This window comes from Burkholderia sp. BC1 (assembly GCF_052683555.1).
On sequence record NZ_JBQYLP010000102.1, the window covers coordinates 1 to 14380 of the forward strand.

Annotated in this window: 13 protein-coding genes; 10 read left to right on the forward strand and 3 right to left on the reverse strand. The window is 57.9% G+C overall.

All coding sequences use genetic code 11. The features are described from left to right. Window positions 1-62: 62 nt before the first annotated feature. The 6 genes from ACSHSS_RS28165 (at window position 63) to ACSHSS_RS28190 (ending at window position 7870) form a co-directional block, all read left to right on the forward strand. Entirely contained in the window at window positions 63-1604 is a 1542-nt protein-coding gene (locus ACSHSS_RS28165) for a GspE/PulE family protein (protein WP_445545802.1), read from the forward strand. A gap of 6 nt (window positions 1605-1610) precedes the next feature. Next, on the forward strand, window positions 1611-2687 hold the full coding sequence (locus tag ACSHSS_RS28170; RefSeq protein WP_175795390.1) for a type II secretion system F family protein: 1077 nt from the start codon (window positions 1611-1613) through the stop codon (window positions 2685-2687). Between the two features lie 60 nt (window positions 2688-2747). Next, the gene (locus ACSHSS_RS28175; RefSeq protein WP_445545803.1) at window positions 2748-3365 is read left to right on the forward strand and encodes a type 4 pilus major pilin; all 618 of its coding nucleotides are present in this window, start codon (window positions 2748-2750) and stop codon (window positions 3363-3365) included. An 18-nt stretch (window positions 3366-3383) separates the two neighbouring features. Next, window positions 3384-4337, forward strand: coding sequence for an ATPase, T2SS/T4P/T4SS family (locus ACSHSS_RS28180; protein ID WP_063909642.1), 954 nt, complete (start codon window positions 3384-3386; stop codon window positions 4335-4337). Between the two features lie 98 nt (window positions 4338-4435). Then, the gene (pilV, locus tag ACSHSS_RS28185) at window positions 4436-5866 is read left to right on the forward strand and encodes a shufflon system plasmid conjugative transfer pilus tip adhesin PilV (RefSeq protein ID WP_157657506.1); all 1431 of its coding nucleotides are present in this window, start codon (window positions 4436-4438) and stop codon (window positions 5864-5866) included. Window positions 5867-5968: 102 nt separating this feature from the next. Continuing rightward, on the forward strand, window positions 5969-7870 hold the full coding sequence (locus ACSHSS_RS28190; protein WP_445545804.1) for an acyltransferase family protein: 1902 nt from the start codon (window positions 5969-5971) through the stop codon (window positions 7868-7870). Window positions 7871-8103: 233 nt separating this feature from the next. Here the strand turns inward: ACSHSS_RS28190 and ACSHSS_RS28195 are convergent, their stop codons facing one another. The 3 genes from ACSHSS_RS28195 to ACSHSS_RS28205 form a co-directional block, all read right to left on the reverse strand. Next, complete coding sequence (locus ACSHSS_RS28195) at window positions 8104-8343, reverse strand: helix-turn-helix domain-containing protein (RefSeq protein WP_060332497.1); 240 nt, start codon at window positions 8341-8343, stop codon at window positions 8104-8106. Between the two features lie 146 nt (window positions 8344-8489). Continuing rightward, window positions 8490-8930 carry a type IV pilus biogenesis protein PilM gene (gene pilM / locus ACSHSS_RS28200; RefSeq protein WP_060332496.1) on the reverse strand — a complete coding sequence of 147 codons (441 nt, stop codon included), beginning with the start codon at window positions 8928-8930 and terminating at the stop codon, window positions 8490-8492. Window positions 8931-8942: 12 nt separating this feature from the next. After that, window positions 8943-9902 carry a hypothetical protein gene (locus tag ACSHSS_RS28205; RefSeq protein WP_445545805.1) on the reverse strand — a complete coding sequence of 320 codons (960 nt, stop codon included), beginning with the start codon at window positions 9900-9902 and terminating at the stop codon, window positions 8943-8945. A 174-nt stretch (window positions 9903-10076) separates the two neighbouring features. Here ACSHSS_RS28205 and ACSHSS_RS28210 point away from each other — a divergent pair, with 174 nt between their 5' ends. Genes ACSHSS_RS28210 through ACSHSS_RS28225 form a run of 4 tightly spaced genes read left to right on the forward strand, consistent with a single transcriptional unit; the run spans window position 10077 to window position 14347 of the window. Next, the gene (locus ACSHSS_RS28210; protein ID WP_445545806.1) at window positions 10077-11162 is read left to right on the forward strand and encodes an ATPase, T2SS/T4P/T4SS family; all 1086 of its coding nucleotides are present in this window, start codon (window positions 10077-10079) and stop codon (window positions 11160-11162) included. 22 nt (window positions 11163-11184) lie between these two features. Then, the gene (locus ACSHSS_RS28215; protein WP_445545807.1) at window positions 11185-11616 is read left to right on the forward strand and encodes a TrbC/VirB2 family protein; all 432 of its coding nucleotides are present in this window, start codon (window positions 11185-11187) and stop codon (window positions 11614-11616) included. A 12-nt stretch (window positions 11617-11628) separates the two neighbouring features. After that, window positions 11629-11964 carry a VirB3 family type IV secretion system protein gene (locus ACSHSS_RS28220; protein ID WP_445545808.1) on the forward strand — a complete coding sequence of 112 codons (336 nt, stop codon included), beginning with the start codon at window positions 11629-11631 and terminating at the stop codon, window positions 11962-11964. Window positions 11965-11974: 10 nt separating this feature from the next. After that, the gene (locus tag ACSHSS_RS28225) at window positions 11975-14347 is read left to right on the forward strand and encodes a VirB4 family type IV secretion/conjugal transfer ATPase (protein ID WP_445545809.1); all 2373 of its coding nucleotides are present in this window, start codon (window positions 11975-11977) and stop codon (window positions 14345-14347) included. Window positions 14348-14380 lie beyond the last annotated feature (33 nt).

Genomic DNA, 14380 nt, shown 5'->3' on the forward strand with positions numbered 1-14380 from the left:
CTTGGCCTCGTCAGCGATGACCGCCAAGCCGAATTGATCAGTGTTTCCCTAGGAGGCGTGTCATGGACATGAGCGACGTATCGGTTCTTGAATCGCCCGACGCACAGGTGATTTCGACCGAAGGGTCTCAGTATGAAGTCCCGGAAGCAGCGCGGCACGCCGTCGCACTCTTGTCAGATTGGACACTCGTGGTCGTTGAGTCGTACAAGAGCGACCATGGCGTCCGTGCATACGAGACGCTGTTGAACGGCTTTGGCGTCAAGTTCGAGCGCAAGTTCGTGAATTTGGAACAGTTCGCGAACCTGCTATCGGGGACGGCATCGAAGGCAGGGGAGAAGGCCGACGTTAGCAAGATGCAGATTCGGGCGATCGGGTTGATCAAGCAGTGCGTGAAGGAAGGCGCCAGCGATCTGCACATTTTGAACTATGAGACGCGCACGCTGCTCAAAATGCGGATTCACGGCCTGCTGCTCGAGAAGATGGAGCTGAGCCCGGAAGAAGGTCAGGCGCTCTGCCGTTGTATGTACGAGTCGATGACGGACGTTGCCGAACCGAACTACAACGACCGCGAAACGCAAGACGGCCGGCTCTCTCGCGAATTTCTGAAGGCCGCGGGCCTCAATGGCGCTCGCATCGCTACTAGGCCGATGGAGTACGGAAACCTGCTGGTGTTGCGTCTGCTTTACGGCAACATGAAGAAGCAAAAGACGCTCGCGAATCTCGGCTATAACGCGCGTCAGATCGAAGCAATCCAGCAGATGCTGCGTCGTCGCGGCATCAACATTTTCTCGGGTGTTACCGGATCAGGAAAGTCGACGTCATTGCAAGTCGTGCTGTCGATGTTGCTGAACCTCCACCATCGGCTGATAAATCTGCTGACTGTCGAGCAGCCTCTGGAGTACGTTATTGAAGGAGCTGTCCAAACGCCGTTGGTCGTCGCAAACATGGACGATCTGAACGCAATTTCCGAGGCTTGGGCGAAGTCGATCAGCAATCTGATGCGCCTGGACCCGGACTACATCATGGTGGGTGAGCTCCGCGATCTCGCGTCCGCGATTGCAGGAATTCATGCCGCACTCACTGGCCATCCGATGTGGACGACTACGCATGCGCGCGATGGATTTGCGACATTTGATCGTCTGGCGGATCTCGGAGTACCGGAACGCCGTCTTGCCGATGCAGCATTGTTTACAGGCGTGATCAACCAGTCGCTGGCGCCCATCCTTTGCCCGGCTTGCAAGCGGCCGTTCAAACTGCATTCGAAGGAGCTCTCTCCCGACTTGTGCGAGCGTGTCGAGCGTTTCTGCATTCCTTCCGCGGTGTTCGTGCGGGGCAACAAGCCGGACTGCGAAGTGTGCGGCGGGATTGGAGTGGTGGATCGGACCGTCGTGGCGGAGGTGGTCTTGACAAATCAGAAGCTTCTGAACATCTACCGGTCGGCGGAGGGAGGCTCAAGCGCCGCTCGAGCCTACTGGGTAAAAGAGATGGGCGGTATGACGAAGAGCCAGCACCTGATCCACAAAATCAACGAGGGCATCGTGGATCCTTACTTGGGTGAAGAAGCCGTTTGTGGTCTCGATGAAGATCTGCTAACGATCGGGTGACGAGCGATGTTTGATTCTTTGTCTGAGCGGTTGAACGCAGCGTGGTATCGGTTGTGGTTCTCGGCAAAAGCTAGGCGCAATTTCTATCGTTCGATGGCGTTGTTGTTGCGCAATCGTGTGTCTCTCAAGAAGGCGTTGCAGGCTCAATACGATGTGTACAGCGACGACGGGAAAACGCCGGATCGTATTGAGGCATTGGTGACGAGTGACTGTCTCATCGCAGTGGAGGAGGGGACACGTCTGTCCGATCGCCTGCAGAGCTGGACACCTTTTGACGAGCATTCCACGATCGCCTCGGGTGACACGAGCGGGAAATTGGCCGAGGCCCTTGCGCGAGCGGCCGAGATTATTAATCGGAAGACTGCGATGCGGAAGGCCGTGGTCAATGCCGTCACGTATCCGTCCATCATTATGCTGTCCTTGGGCGTCACCTTCTACCAGATTTCCGTAACGGTGATGCCCAAGCTCCTGCGCGTAAGCAAGAAAGAGTATTGGGATTCGAGCACGTACGCGATGCAGTACATGTCTGATTTCGTCGCGGCGCACGGAGAGATGCTGCTCCTGGGGTGCATCGGACTGGTTCTATTCGCGATCGTTAGCATGCCGCGCTTGACCGGCAGAGTACGGTATTACCTCGACAAGATTCCACCCTGGACCGTGTACCGAATCGTTCAGGGCGCTATTTTTCTTTACAACGTCTGCGTGCTTCTCGAGGCGGGAGTATCGAAGGTCGAGATTCTTGAGGACATGTCGGAACGCGCGTCCCCTTACATGAGGGAGCGGATCGATGGGGTGCTCGCTGGGGTTAAGAATGGACTGGATCTCGGTTCGGCGCTGAAGGAGTGTGGGTACGACTTCCCAAGCCGGGATTCAATTGCGTACGTGAAACTGATCGGCAGCATGGATGGCGGAGAGTCGCAGCTGAGACAGTTTGCCGACGAATGGATGGACGAAACGGTCGAGCGCCTCGAACAGTTTGCGGCGGGATTCAAGCAAGTGGCGATTGGCTTTGGAGGTGTTTTGATCTTGCTCATTCTCGCTGGCGCCAACGGGGTCACGAACAGCTTCACGAGTGGCCTGTGATTGGGCAGCTGTCGGATTGGTCAGAGTAGTATATTTATTTCAGTCAATGGAGGTGGGATCATGCAGCAGTTCGAGACGAATTCCGAGAGGGTCGCCGCAATCGCTACGGTCACCGAAGGTATTCGGGACGTGGGAAAACCGTGTGGCGCGAAGGGGAAGGTGCGCGGTCATCGTAATCAACGCGGGATCATTTCGATCGAAGCGATCGTTGTAATTGCAATCATCCTCGTGTTGCTCGTGTGGGGAGGATCGCGGATCGGCCAGTTGTTCTTGGGCACGGATAACACGACCGAGGGTGGGAACGTCCAGTCGTTGTACGGCGCGATCCGGGAAATCAAGACTGCAGCGGGCTACGGTGCTGCTGGCACCGACTTGTCGGCGACGCTGATCGCAATGGGCAAAGTGCCTGGCAACATGGCTGTGAACGGCGGGCAGATTTTGAACAACTGGGGACAGGCATACGCTATCAAGAGCACGGGCATGGGGTTCACATTGAGCGATCCGGGTGTCCCACAGAAGAGCTGCATCAAGATCGTCTCATCGGTGTCGCAGAACGGGCAGTTTGATTCCGTCTCCGTCAACAGTGGCGCGGCAAGTACGGGAGCCATCGCTACGGCGACGGCGCAGGCGGCTTGCACGACGGATCCGAGCACCATTCTCTGGACGAGTACCAAGTAAAGGTAGAGGGCGGCCGGCGTGAATAGGATCAATTCGATCGAGTTTGTTGATTTGTACCTCGGCGAGAGCTTCAGTGAAATCTCCGGGCTCAACGGCGTCGAAGGCCTTGTCCCGGTCCCCGAGGAACTCAGGCCGGAGATTGCCTCGCTCCGAGCAACGTGCGTGCATTTCTCGAAGGCAAATCGGGCACGCGAGTTTTCGATTCCCGTCGGTGATGTGCTCTATCGCGTAACGATGTACACGGGCGTGCATGAAACGGTGTTCGCGCTGAGGCAACCACACGCTGATGTCCGCTCACCTAGCGCGTTGGGATTGAGTGACCCGGTACTGGAGGTATTGCTGGACAAAAGCCTTCGTGGCCTCGTCTTGATAGGCGGTGAAATGAAGATGGGCAAGACCTCGACGGCAGGATCGCTCTTCCTCGAGCGCGTGAAGCGATATGGGGGGTTGGGCTTCGGCGTGGAGGATCCGCCGGAGCTGAACCTCGAAGGTCGCCACGGCAACGGCCGGATAGTCCAGGTTTGGGCAAACGCGGCAAACGGCGGATACCAGGAGCAGCTTCGCATTGGATTGCGGAGCGGCGCGGGAATCATTTTTCTGGGTGAAATTCGAGACCCTGATACGGCGGCCGAAGCGGCGCGAGCGGGGCTCAACGGACACCTCATTTTTGCAACCCAGCATTGTGAAGACATAGAGGGCGGAATTGAGCGGCTGCATTCGCTCGCGGTGCAGCGAATGGAAGAGGCGGGGAGTGTGATTGCGAAGGGGTTAGCCGCTTTTGTGTGGCAGACGCTCGATAGCATTCAACCGAGGCCCGGACAGTATGCAAAACGGCTGCGGTCCAAGGTGCTGGTCGTCAAGGACAACGACTCCGTGAAGGCGAAAATTCGAGAAGGCAACTTTGCCGGTCTTAAGCAGGACATCGAACACCAAGCAAACGCGTCGGCATGGGTGTCCAGGAAGGGAAAATGAAGACAGCGCACCCCTGTATGGCGAGCGTTTCGCGCCAACCCAAGACAAGTCGTGTAGCACGGCAAAGAAGCCCGTGGGCTCCGTCGCGGCAACGCGGCGTGATCTCGCTCGAAGCGGTTGTCGTGATGGCGGTACTACTGGTCGCAATGGTTAGCGTAGGGACATGGCTTAAAGCCGATGCTGACCGGAAGGACAACCAGAACGCCGCGGACAACCTGAACACCGTATTTCAGCAGGCGTTGACGTGGTTCAACCAGAACTACACGACAGTGCAGGCCGCAGCGAACCCAACGGCCACGTACCCGTGGGCTACCTTTATGGGTGGCACGACGACGATCAGCCAAACCAACGTGTATGGACAGCAATACTCGCTCCGGTTCTACAAGGAACCATCTGGACAGATCGACTTGATGGTGCTCACGACAGGTGGAAGTACCATCGGCGAGGGCGATTTACGTAGCATTGCAAAGATGATCGGTGGAGCGGGCGGCTTTGTATCGAGCCTCACGCCGACTAACGCAACGGGAGCAATGGGGGGCTGGAACGCGGTACTGTCGAATTTCGGGGGTTCTCCGGGCGGAGGACACCTGGCCGCCGCAGGTTTTTTTCAGAACGCGTCGGCGGTATCGAACTATCTCTCGCGAGTTGTCGTGCCTGGTAATCCGCAGGCGAATCAGATGGAAACTGCGATCGACATGAACAACAATAATGTCAATAACGCGAATCTCATCAGCTCGCAGAGTTTGCAGGTTCTCTCCAACGGCGGATACGGTGCGCCATCAGTCACTTTGGCGAATGGGAAGGTCATCGGCTTCAACCAGGTGCCGGAGGGTGGGGTGCTCGGTCTGGTGGGCGCAAATGGCCAAACCATCTATCTCGAAAGCTTGAACGGCACTTTACGGCTTGTGAATAGCGCTTGGAACGCGCAGTTGTTTACCGTTGACCAATCCGGCAATGTCGTCGCCAATGGAAATGTGACGGCGAATGGGCAACTCACGACCAACTCGGGGAATGTAAACTTGAACGCAAATGGGGCGGCGGTCCTCGGTGCGGGCCAACTGGAGGTAAATGCCAACGGGACGCTCTATCTTCAGCCGTGGTCTGGCGGTCGAACGATCGTCGGTGGTGGTGGTGGCAGCGGCCAATTGGAAGTAACCGGGGGGTTCTATTCGGATGGCGACAATTACATCTACGCATCGGCGTGGCCTGGTAGCGGGTGCTCGCAGGAGGCCTCTGTGCGGCGTGATCAATCGACGCTGAAGGGGCTCGTTATCTGCGCAGGGGGCGTGTGGCAGAAGGCAGGAGGCGGCCTATCGAACGTCGTTCAGGTCGATTCGGGCGGTTGGCAGCCGACTGCATGGGCCTCATGCCCTAGTGGTTACACGTTGACGGGCGGCAGCTGCGATATCAATCGCGGCGGGGATGGCCGCGAAATTGCTCCTCGCCAGTGTCAGCCAAGCGGCAATAGCTACTACTGCGCAGAGAATAACGGGGGGTCATGCATCGCCCATGCGATATGCGCGCAGTAAATGCCGCTACAATTGCGGCTCTTTGGGCGGACGGCCCTGTCCGCCCACTCCATTTAAATCTCCAATAGCATGAATCCTGTTGCCGCGCGGTCGGTAGCTCCCATGAGCCATCCCGGCGTGAGCTACCGGGCCGATATCGACGGCCTGCGCGCCGTTGCCGTCAGTGTCGTGGTCCTGTTCCACGCTTTCCCGTCTCTCTTACCCGGCGGTTTTGTCGGGGTGGACATTTTTTTTGTCATCTCGGGCTACCTTATCGGATCGATTCTTCTCAGGGAATTTGCCGCGGGCTCGTTCACCTACCGATCATTCTATGCGCGGCGGATCCGCCGAATCTTCCCAGCCCTGCTGCTCGTGCTGACGGCGTGTTACGCGTTCGGTTGGTTCGAGCTTCTGGCTGATGAATTCAAGCAGCTGGGCGCACAAATCGCGGGGGGCGCCGGATTTGTTTCCAACATCGTGCTATGGAAAGGAGCCGGATACTTCGCCACGCAGGCGGAGAAACAACCGCTTTTGCATCTATGGTCGCTAGGTGTGGAGGAGCAGTTCTATATCGTCCTGCCGATCGCGTTCTGGATCGCGTTCAAATTTCGGCGCGGCCCGCTGATTGCAATTGCGCTACTTTGGATCGCGTCGTTTGTCGTGAACATCGTGAGCGTGCAGACGCATCCGGTCGCGGCCTTCTATTTGCCGAGCGGACGATTCTGGGAACTGATGACCGGTTGCGCTCTGGCCTGGCTGCAGAACGTGAAGCGACTGGAGGTTGGTCGCTGGGTGAACGCGATCTCGGTCATCGGAGCCGGGATGATCGCTGTTGCCGTCGTCCTGATCAACGAGAAAAGAATCTTTCCGGGGTGGTGGGCGCTCCTGCCGGTGCTGGGTGCATCACTCCTGATCGCCGCGGGGCCTCGAGCTACGGTGAACCGCGCGTTGCTCTCGCGGCAAGTCTTGGTGCAGGTCGGCCTCGTCAGCTATCCGCTTTACCTGTGGCACTGGCCGCTTCTGGTCTTCGGGCGAATTCTGGATGCGGCGACGCCCTCGGTAGTATTTCGTTTGGCCGCTGTCGCGGCGAGTATCGTTCTGGCCTTCCTGACAACGTATCTGGTCGAAAAGCCGATCCGCGTGTCAATCAGGAAGCCGCGTTGGGCTGTCACGATGTTGTGTGTCGTGATGCTGTGTGTGGGTCTCGCCGGTGCCAACACGTATCGCCGGGATGGCATGGCGTTTCGTCTGACCGCGATGGCGGGGCGGTTCACGTCGACGGACTTCGACGTCAAGACAGCATGGCGGGAGAAAGTGTGCTTTCGTGATGGCGACGATAAACCGCAGTTCCCCGACGTGTGTCAGGGCGCTGGCACGGGTCCACTCGTGCTGCTATGGGGCGATTCTTTCGCGGCGTCGCTCTACCCGGGGATTGAGAGCCTTCAGCGCCAGTATGCATTTCGATTGGCGCAGTACACGGCTTCCGGTTGCCCTCCGCTTCTGCCTGCAGATGCTCGATCGCCGCGCTGCGCGGCGATCCACGAGCAGTCGGTCGAGGCAATCCGGCAGTTGAAGCCGGAGCTCGTGGTGCTACAGGCGAATTGGTCGCAAGACGACCTGGAAAAAATGCCCAATACAATTGCGGCACTCCGCGCGGTGGGGGTTGGGAAGATTGTCATGGTAGGCGCCGTCCCGCATTGGCACGACAAGCTGCCGAACGTGTACTGGGCCTACTGGCGCAAGAACGGACACCAGACTTTGCCGTCTCGGTCGTCATTTGATCTGGACGAGTCATTCGCGACAATTGACGCCGCAGTCGCGGCGGTTGCAGCCGCCCAGCACGTTGGGTTCGTGGATAGCTATCGCGCACTCTGCGACGCGCGGGGTTGCAAGACGAGGATCGGTGAAGGGAAGGGCGAGATCGTTGCGTTCGATGATGCGCATCTCACGCCGTCCGGGGCAAAGCACCTCGTGGCGCAGGTCGTTGATCAGATTGGGATTCCCGTTATTGCGGCGCGGCGCTAAGTCAATTTGAGCCCATTGGGCCCGCACCCGGCCGGAAGCCAGTAAGGCGGAAAGCATGTCTGATTTCGCGATCGCCGGCGGGGTTTACGGGAACGTGATTCACATTCTTCGGCAGCGCAACGGCCTAAACGGAAAGATCTGGCACGGCCGACGATACCGAGGGAGCGCTTGCTGCCCGGGATTGCGCTCCAGGCGGGGCACCGATCGGCAGTTCGGTGCAGTTGTTTGCGTGGCTACTGACGGTCAGCAGCGAGCCCTGCCTCGATCTTCACGGCTAGCTCGGTGAACGATATTTGGAGCGCACCGCAAAGCGCCAACATGGTGACGAGCGTTGGGTTACGTTGGCCCAGTTCAAGCATCGAAATGTAGGTGCGATCGAGACCGGCGGCGTAACCGAGGGATTCCTGAGTCGCTTTTCGTGCAGTTCGCAGTTCGCGTAGAACTTTGCCGAAGGCTCGGTTTGGGTTGGTCATGTTGGCTGAGAATTGTCAGCCAAAATTGTCGCGGTTCAGACAATAGTCATCATCCGACTATAGTCGGAATGATGGCCTGCACCAGTTATCACACTGACGACAAAGACGAATGTTCTCTTGAGGCGGGGGAGGGCTTTGCGTGGCTTCTAAGGGGTTATAACGACGCTGGCTTGCGGCACTTGTGCGGGAATGCTGACGGATGGGCTGGCAGGGCCGATCGACGGGCCGACAAGATGGCCATTTACGTTCGTTCCTACAGTGATGAGGTAAGAGCTGCGGGTCGCGATCGCTGTAACCAGGCCTTGCGGCGGCGCAGTATTGTAGACGTATACCGCGCCGTTGCTAACGTAGTTGTTGACGGATGTGGGACGCACGTACCACGTGGGCAATACGCTATCGGGCACCTGGCCAGTGAAGGTCGAATTTGCGATCGCGTATTGCTGCACGTAGTTCCGATACACGCGCATACTGTCGCCGACTACGTTGGCCTCCTGCGAGATGCGCGCGTTCTGCGCGCGAGTCAATACCGCTCCCTCGAAATCGGTTACGAAAGACACGAACATCAGCAGCGCGATGAAGAGCGGCATAGCGTCCTCCGCTCAGTGTTTTGCGTCGACGACGCGAAGCGTGTGCCGCGACTGCGACACCTGGAAGTCAAGTCCAGGGACAATTGTCGAAAGCTGCTGGAGTACCTCAAGGAACGTGCCGGTATAGGGAGAGCTGTAGGTCACTTGATACGGGTTCGATGCAGCCCACTCCGGCTCAGAGTAACCAGCCACCTTTGCCCATTGCCGCAGATTTTCCTGCAGCGATTGATTCGCTATCAGGGTCCATGTACGGGTCACGTCCGTGATCGGGACGATCTGCGCGATAGGGGCCGGGACAGCGGCGGAGGGTGAGACTCGGGCCGCGAGTTGCGGTGCAGCTTGTGGGGCGTTCGCAGTGAGGAAGTCGGATACGAGCCGCACTGCATCTTCCTGTGAAATGATCTTGCTCTGAGCCATCGCCATGAGCCGGCGGGCGATTTCTAGGCGTACCTGGTCATTCATCACCGCGCCAGTTGTGGAGCGCTGCGGCGGTGCCGCCGGCGCCGCTGCGGGGGTCGACAGCGTAGCGCTGGCTATGGCGTCTTGCGTCGGAATGAGAAGTGACGACCTGAGCACGACTTGTACATCGTTATCGGTCGCATCGTCTTCGGGATCGAGTTCAGACCACGCCTGGATCTTGGGCTCGGGTACTCCTTGCTTCACGAACCAGTCTTTTAGGGCCGCGACACGGCGTTTTGCGATTGCCAGTTGCGCGCGCGTTTTCCCGTACGCGTTAATGGCGATGGAGTCGGCGGCCAGAGCGGCGCTCGAAAGGTTTTGGAGTGTGTTTCTTCCAGCACGAGACGGACGGTTCCCGTAGAACGATACATAAGCTGTTGTCTCGCGGCGAGCTGCCTCCGGATGAGATGCGGTGACGGTCGGAGCGTCGTCGCTGACGAAGAACGCAGCGTGCGCGGCGTTACCGGAGAAAAGCGCGGCGAGAAGTACAACAAATAGCGGTTTAAGTCTCATAGCCATCAGCCTCTGAAAAAGATGGTGGAGCCGGCATGACAAATTTTCTGACGTCAGAAATGTTCTTACGATCAGTGATAGAATGATATCATTGTGCTATTCAAAAGTGGCGGTTACGATAACTGCAGTGAGCGGCATGACGCCGGGCCGCTGGGAATTGATCGGGGAACATAGATGGACCGGGCTGAAACTTCCAACTTTGCCGCGCCGAGGAACGACAGTGCGCCTCGAGCTCTGTCAGAACAGGCGCGCGAGCGAAAGATGACAGGGTTGCGTCGGGATTTGGGACCGACGTGCCTTGATGCGTTGAGCAACCCGAAGATCATCGAGGTAATGCTCAATCCAGACGGGCGGATATTCCTCGACGAACTGGGCCGCGGTATGTTCGATACGGGGCAGAAGATGTCCGCGATCACGGCCGAAAGTCTGTTCAACGGTATCGCGGAGATGCTGCGAACGTCGGTCACGATTAAAGAGCCAATCCTCGAGGGGGAGCTACCTCTGGACGGGAGTCGGTTCGAAGGACTGATTTGGCCGGTCGTCGCAGCTCCAGCATTCGCGATTCGAAAAAAGGCGTCATTGATCTTCACCATCGATGACTACGAAAAACGCGGGATTATCACTCACCGTGACGATCCCTTGAATGCGCGGCGGCGGCGCACCGCGAGCTTCGTGGATGCTGCTAAGGGCCTGTCACACGGAGACATCATCCGTCTCGCAATCCGTCAACGCAAAAACATTCTTGTTATCGGCTCGACCAGCTCCGGCAAGACCACGCTAGTCAATGCGATTTTGGATGGAATTGCGAAGCTCACGCCTGACCATCGGATCGTGCTGATCGAGGACACCGGGGAGATTCAGTGCGCGGCCGATAACTTCGTCCAAATGCGCTCCAACGCCGACGTCAGTATGACGCGCCTTCTTAAAGCAACCATGAGGATGCGGCCGGACCGGATCATCGTGGGCGAAGTTCGCGATGGGGCAGTGTTGGCGCTTCTGAAGATGTGGAACACGGGGCACCCGGGTGGGCTCGCGACGATTCACGCGAACGACTGTGAAGACGGGTTGGTTCGTGTGGGTCAACTGATGGAGGAAAACGAAGGTATCAAGGCCAATCCGCAGGTCATTTCGAATGCGATCGACCTATGTATTTTCATCGAAAAGGAGACGGGTATCGACGCTGGCAGAAAGGTGCGGGAGCTGGCCGTCATCGAGGGGTATGACGTCGAAAAGCAGAAGTACATTCTTCATTATGTTTGATGATTTTTTAAAAGGAGTATGCATGAAAACCAACATCGTCAAGATCCGTGTTGCTGCGTTGTCTCGCGAAGCGATCGCGCGCGTTCGGCGCAACGGAGCGAGCTTCCTTCGCTTTGTGAGGGGCAAGCTCTCGCCGTCAAATCTGTACGCCGCGTTGATCCTGGCCGGTTATGCCGGCGCGGCCGCGGCCCAGTCCGTCAGCGACAACTCCGCGCCGTGGGACGGGGCGCTCTGCGGTGTTGCCGGCTGGTTCAAGGGGGCGACGCCGATCGCGGTCGGCACGATTGCGTTCGCTGCAGCCGGTCTCGGTTTTCTTTTCGGCGAGGAATTGACCGGGATCCTGAAGAAAGTCGTGAACATTGTGATGGCGATTTGCTTGGTCGTTGGTGGCGCGGCATTCGTCGGCTGGATCGCGACGAAGCTGGGTGCAGGGTCGAGCGCCTGCTCGGTCTGATTGGGGACGGCGATGGGTGCGGACCATCGGAGTGAACTGACTCAGGTGACCATCCACGCGTCCGGCGTGCGCTACATGATGTTCATGGGTGGCGAGCGCGGGTTGGTGGTGGGCGGACTTCTCGTCTCTATTTATCTCGGCTTCATCACGACGATGCGGTATTCGCTCTATTACGGGATACCGCTTGGAGTAATCCTATGGGGAATTTGGCTTTCTCTCATGCGCTTCATGGCTCTCAAAGACCCACTCATGTCAAAGGTGGTCCGGCGGTCGCTGAAGTATCGGTCGTATTACCCCGCGCGAGGGCGTTTGCACGCGCCGATGCCCACATACAAGGACTTCAAATAAGGGGCGAGCGATGAGCGGTTTCTGGATCATGATCGGCCTGATGGTTGTCGGCATCGTGGGGTACGCATTGGCGGCTGGCCGGGCAGGGATGCAGAAGGAATATCGGGACGAGGCGCAGGGTCTTGCAGATCTTCTGCGCTATGCTCGTCCGCTCGAGCCCGGCATTATGCAGGGCAAGGGTGGCGAGCTGATCGCGGGTTTCTTCTATCGGGGAACCGACACGGAATCGGCCAGCAACGGCGAACTGGAAGCGATCGCCGCGCGGCTCAACGACGCGCTGCGGCGCTTTGGTTCGGGTTGGATGGTGCATGTCGACGCCATCCGCGCGTCTGCTGTCGGGTATCCGGAAAACAACCATTTTCCGGTCCCGGTTGCGGCGTTGATGGATCTCGAACGACAGTCCCAGTACAACCAGGAAGGGGCGCACTTCGAAAGCGTCTACGCGATGATATTCACGTATCTTCCTCCGCTTCAGTTGCAGAGCAAGGCAACGGCGATGATGTTCGAGAAGAGTGCCGACTTGAATATCAGCCGTGTGTCGCTGCAAGACCAGATGGTGGCGAAGTTCAAAGACCAACTGGATCAGCTTCAGTCGCGCCTCGGAACCCTGTTCGAGGGGATCACACGAATAACCGATCAAGTGGTCGAAAGCCGGGCGGACGGTTCGATGGTGGTGATCGACCATCTCGCGGGATATCTGCACTACTGCGTGACGGGTGTCCGGCAACACATCGTCAAGCCTCCACCGGGCGTCATGTATGACGCGATCATCGGAAGTCAGGATTTCACTGGCGGCAATACGCCGCGCGTTGGCAGGAAGCACGTGCGGGCGATTTCCATTGAGGGCTTTCCGGCGACGAGTTACCCGGGAATCCTAAACATGCTGAACACGCTGCCGATTTCCTATAGGTGGAGCACTCGGTTCATTTTCATGAATCCGGAGGAGGGGAAGTCGCTGCTCGGCAAACTGCGGAAAAAATGGCGTCAGAAGGTACGTGGATTCCGCGACCAGGTGAGCAATTCGACGTCCGGGCCGATCGATCAGGACGCGCTTGAAATGACAGCCGACGCTCAGACCGCGATGTCGGAGGCCGGCTCCGGCTTAGTGCGCTACGGGCACTACACGAGTGTCGTGCTCCTCATGGATGAAGACCTTGTGCAACTGAAGGAGAGTGTCGAGGACTGCATTACCGCGATTTCGGACCTCGGCTTTCCGTGTCGCCTTGAGGACGTGAATTCCGTTGAGGCGTATCTTGGCACGCTGCCGGGCCACGGGTACGAGAACGTGCGGCGGCCGATTCTGCATTCTCTGAATTTGGCGCATCTGATCCCGACGACGGCTACGTGGCCGGGTTTGAGCGAGAATCCATGCCCGTTCTACCCGCCGAAGAGCCCACCGCTACTGATGGCAAAGACGACGGGCAACGCCCCTTTTCGGTTCAACTTGCACATCGATGACCTCGGCCACACGCTGATGATGGGGCCTACGGGCGCGGGCAAGTCGACGCACCTGGAGTTGATCGAACAGGCATTCTTGAGGTATCCGGGGGCGAAGGTGCGGAAGTTCGAGAAAGGCTACTCGTCTTTCATTCTGTGTCACGGAGTGCAGGGGACGTATTTCGACATCGGCGGCGAGCACGAAAGCGAAATTCACTTGTGTCCATTGGGCAACGTGCATAAGCCTGCCGAGCGCGCTTGGGCCGAGGATTACATCGAAACGCTTCTGATGCTGCAAAAATTCGTGGTGCTGCCCGAGCATCGCACGACGATCCGCAACGCGATGCGAATTATTGCCGATGACTCTTACGCTGGTCGTCGATCCATGACTTCGTTCGTGCAACAGCTCGCTGACGAGGCGTTACGAGAAGCACTCAAGCCGTATACGCTCGACGGAAACAACGCAATGCTCGAGGCGGAATCGGACAGCATTACGCTTGATCGCTTCGTGGTGTTCGAGATGGAGCACCTTATGAAGATGGGTGATCGCTTTGCAATTCCTGTCTTGCTGTATCTGTTTCGTTGCGTTGAGCGCGGCCTGGACGGCTCGCCGACGCTGCTAGTGCTCGATGAGGCGTGGTTGATGCTCAATCACCCTCTGTTCCAAGAGAAGATCAAGGAGTGGCTAAAAGTCTTGCGAAAGGCCAACTGCGTCGTGTTGTTTGCTACGCAGTCCCTTTCTGACGTTGGAAAAAGCGCAATTCGCGACGTGCTGTACGAGAGCTGCCCGACGAAGATTCTGTTGGCGAATCCAGAGATTCGCGGCAACGAAGAATCTGCCGCTCAGTACCGTGCAATCGGACTGAATGAACGCCAGATCGACATCATCGGGCGCATGGCAAAGAAGCTCGATTACTACTACATGTCGCCGCTAGGGAAACGCTGATTTATTCGGCTCGGCGGTCATCGCAGACGTAGC

Coding starts and splice junctions, on each gene's coding strand:
- ACSHSS_RS28165 (WP_445545802.1), top strand. CDS start 63: ATGGACATGAGCGACGTATCGGTTCTTGAATCGCCCGACGCACAGGTG.
- ACSHSS_RS28170 (WP_175795390.1), top strand. CDS start 1,611: ATGTTTGATTCTTTGTCTGAGCGGTTGAACGCAGCGTGGTATCGGTTG.
- ACSHSS_RS28175 (WP_445545803.1), top strand. CDS start 2,748: ATGCAGCAGTTCGAGACGAATTCCGAGAGGGTCGCCGCAATCGCTACG.
- ACSHSS_RS28190 (WP_445545804.1), top strand. CDS start 5,969: ATGAGCCATCCCGGCGTGAGCTACCGGGCCGATATCGACGGCCTGCGC.
- ACSHSS_RS28195 (WP_060332497.1), bottom strand. CDS start 8,343: ATGACCAACCCAAACCGAGCCTTCGGCAAAGTTCTACGCGAACTGCGA.
- pilM (WP_060332496.1), bottom strand. CDS start 8,930: ATGCCGCTCTTCATCGCGCTGCTGATGTTCGTGTCTTTCGTAACCGAT.
- ACSHSS_RS28205 (WP_445545805.1), bottom strand. CDS start 9,902: ATGAGACTTAAACCGCTATTTGTTGTACTTCTCGCCGCGCTTTTCTCC.
- ACSHSS_RS28210 (WP_445545806.1), top strand. CDS start 10,077: ATGGACCGGGCTGAAACTTCCAACTTTGCCGCGCCGAGGAACGACAGT.
- ACSHSS_RS28215 (WP_445545807.1), top strand. CDS start 11,185: ATGAAAACCAACATCGTCAAGATCCGTGTTGCTGCGTTGTCTCGCGAA.
- ACSHSS_RS28220 (WP_445545808.1), top strand. CDS start 11,629: ATGGGTGCGGACCATCGGAGTGAACTGACTCAGGTGACCATCCACGCG.
- ACSHSS_RS28225 (WP_445545809.1), top strand. CDS start 11,975: ATGAGCGGTTTCTGGATCATGATCGGCCTGATGGTTGTCGGCATCGTG.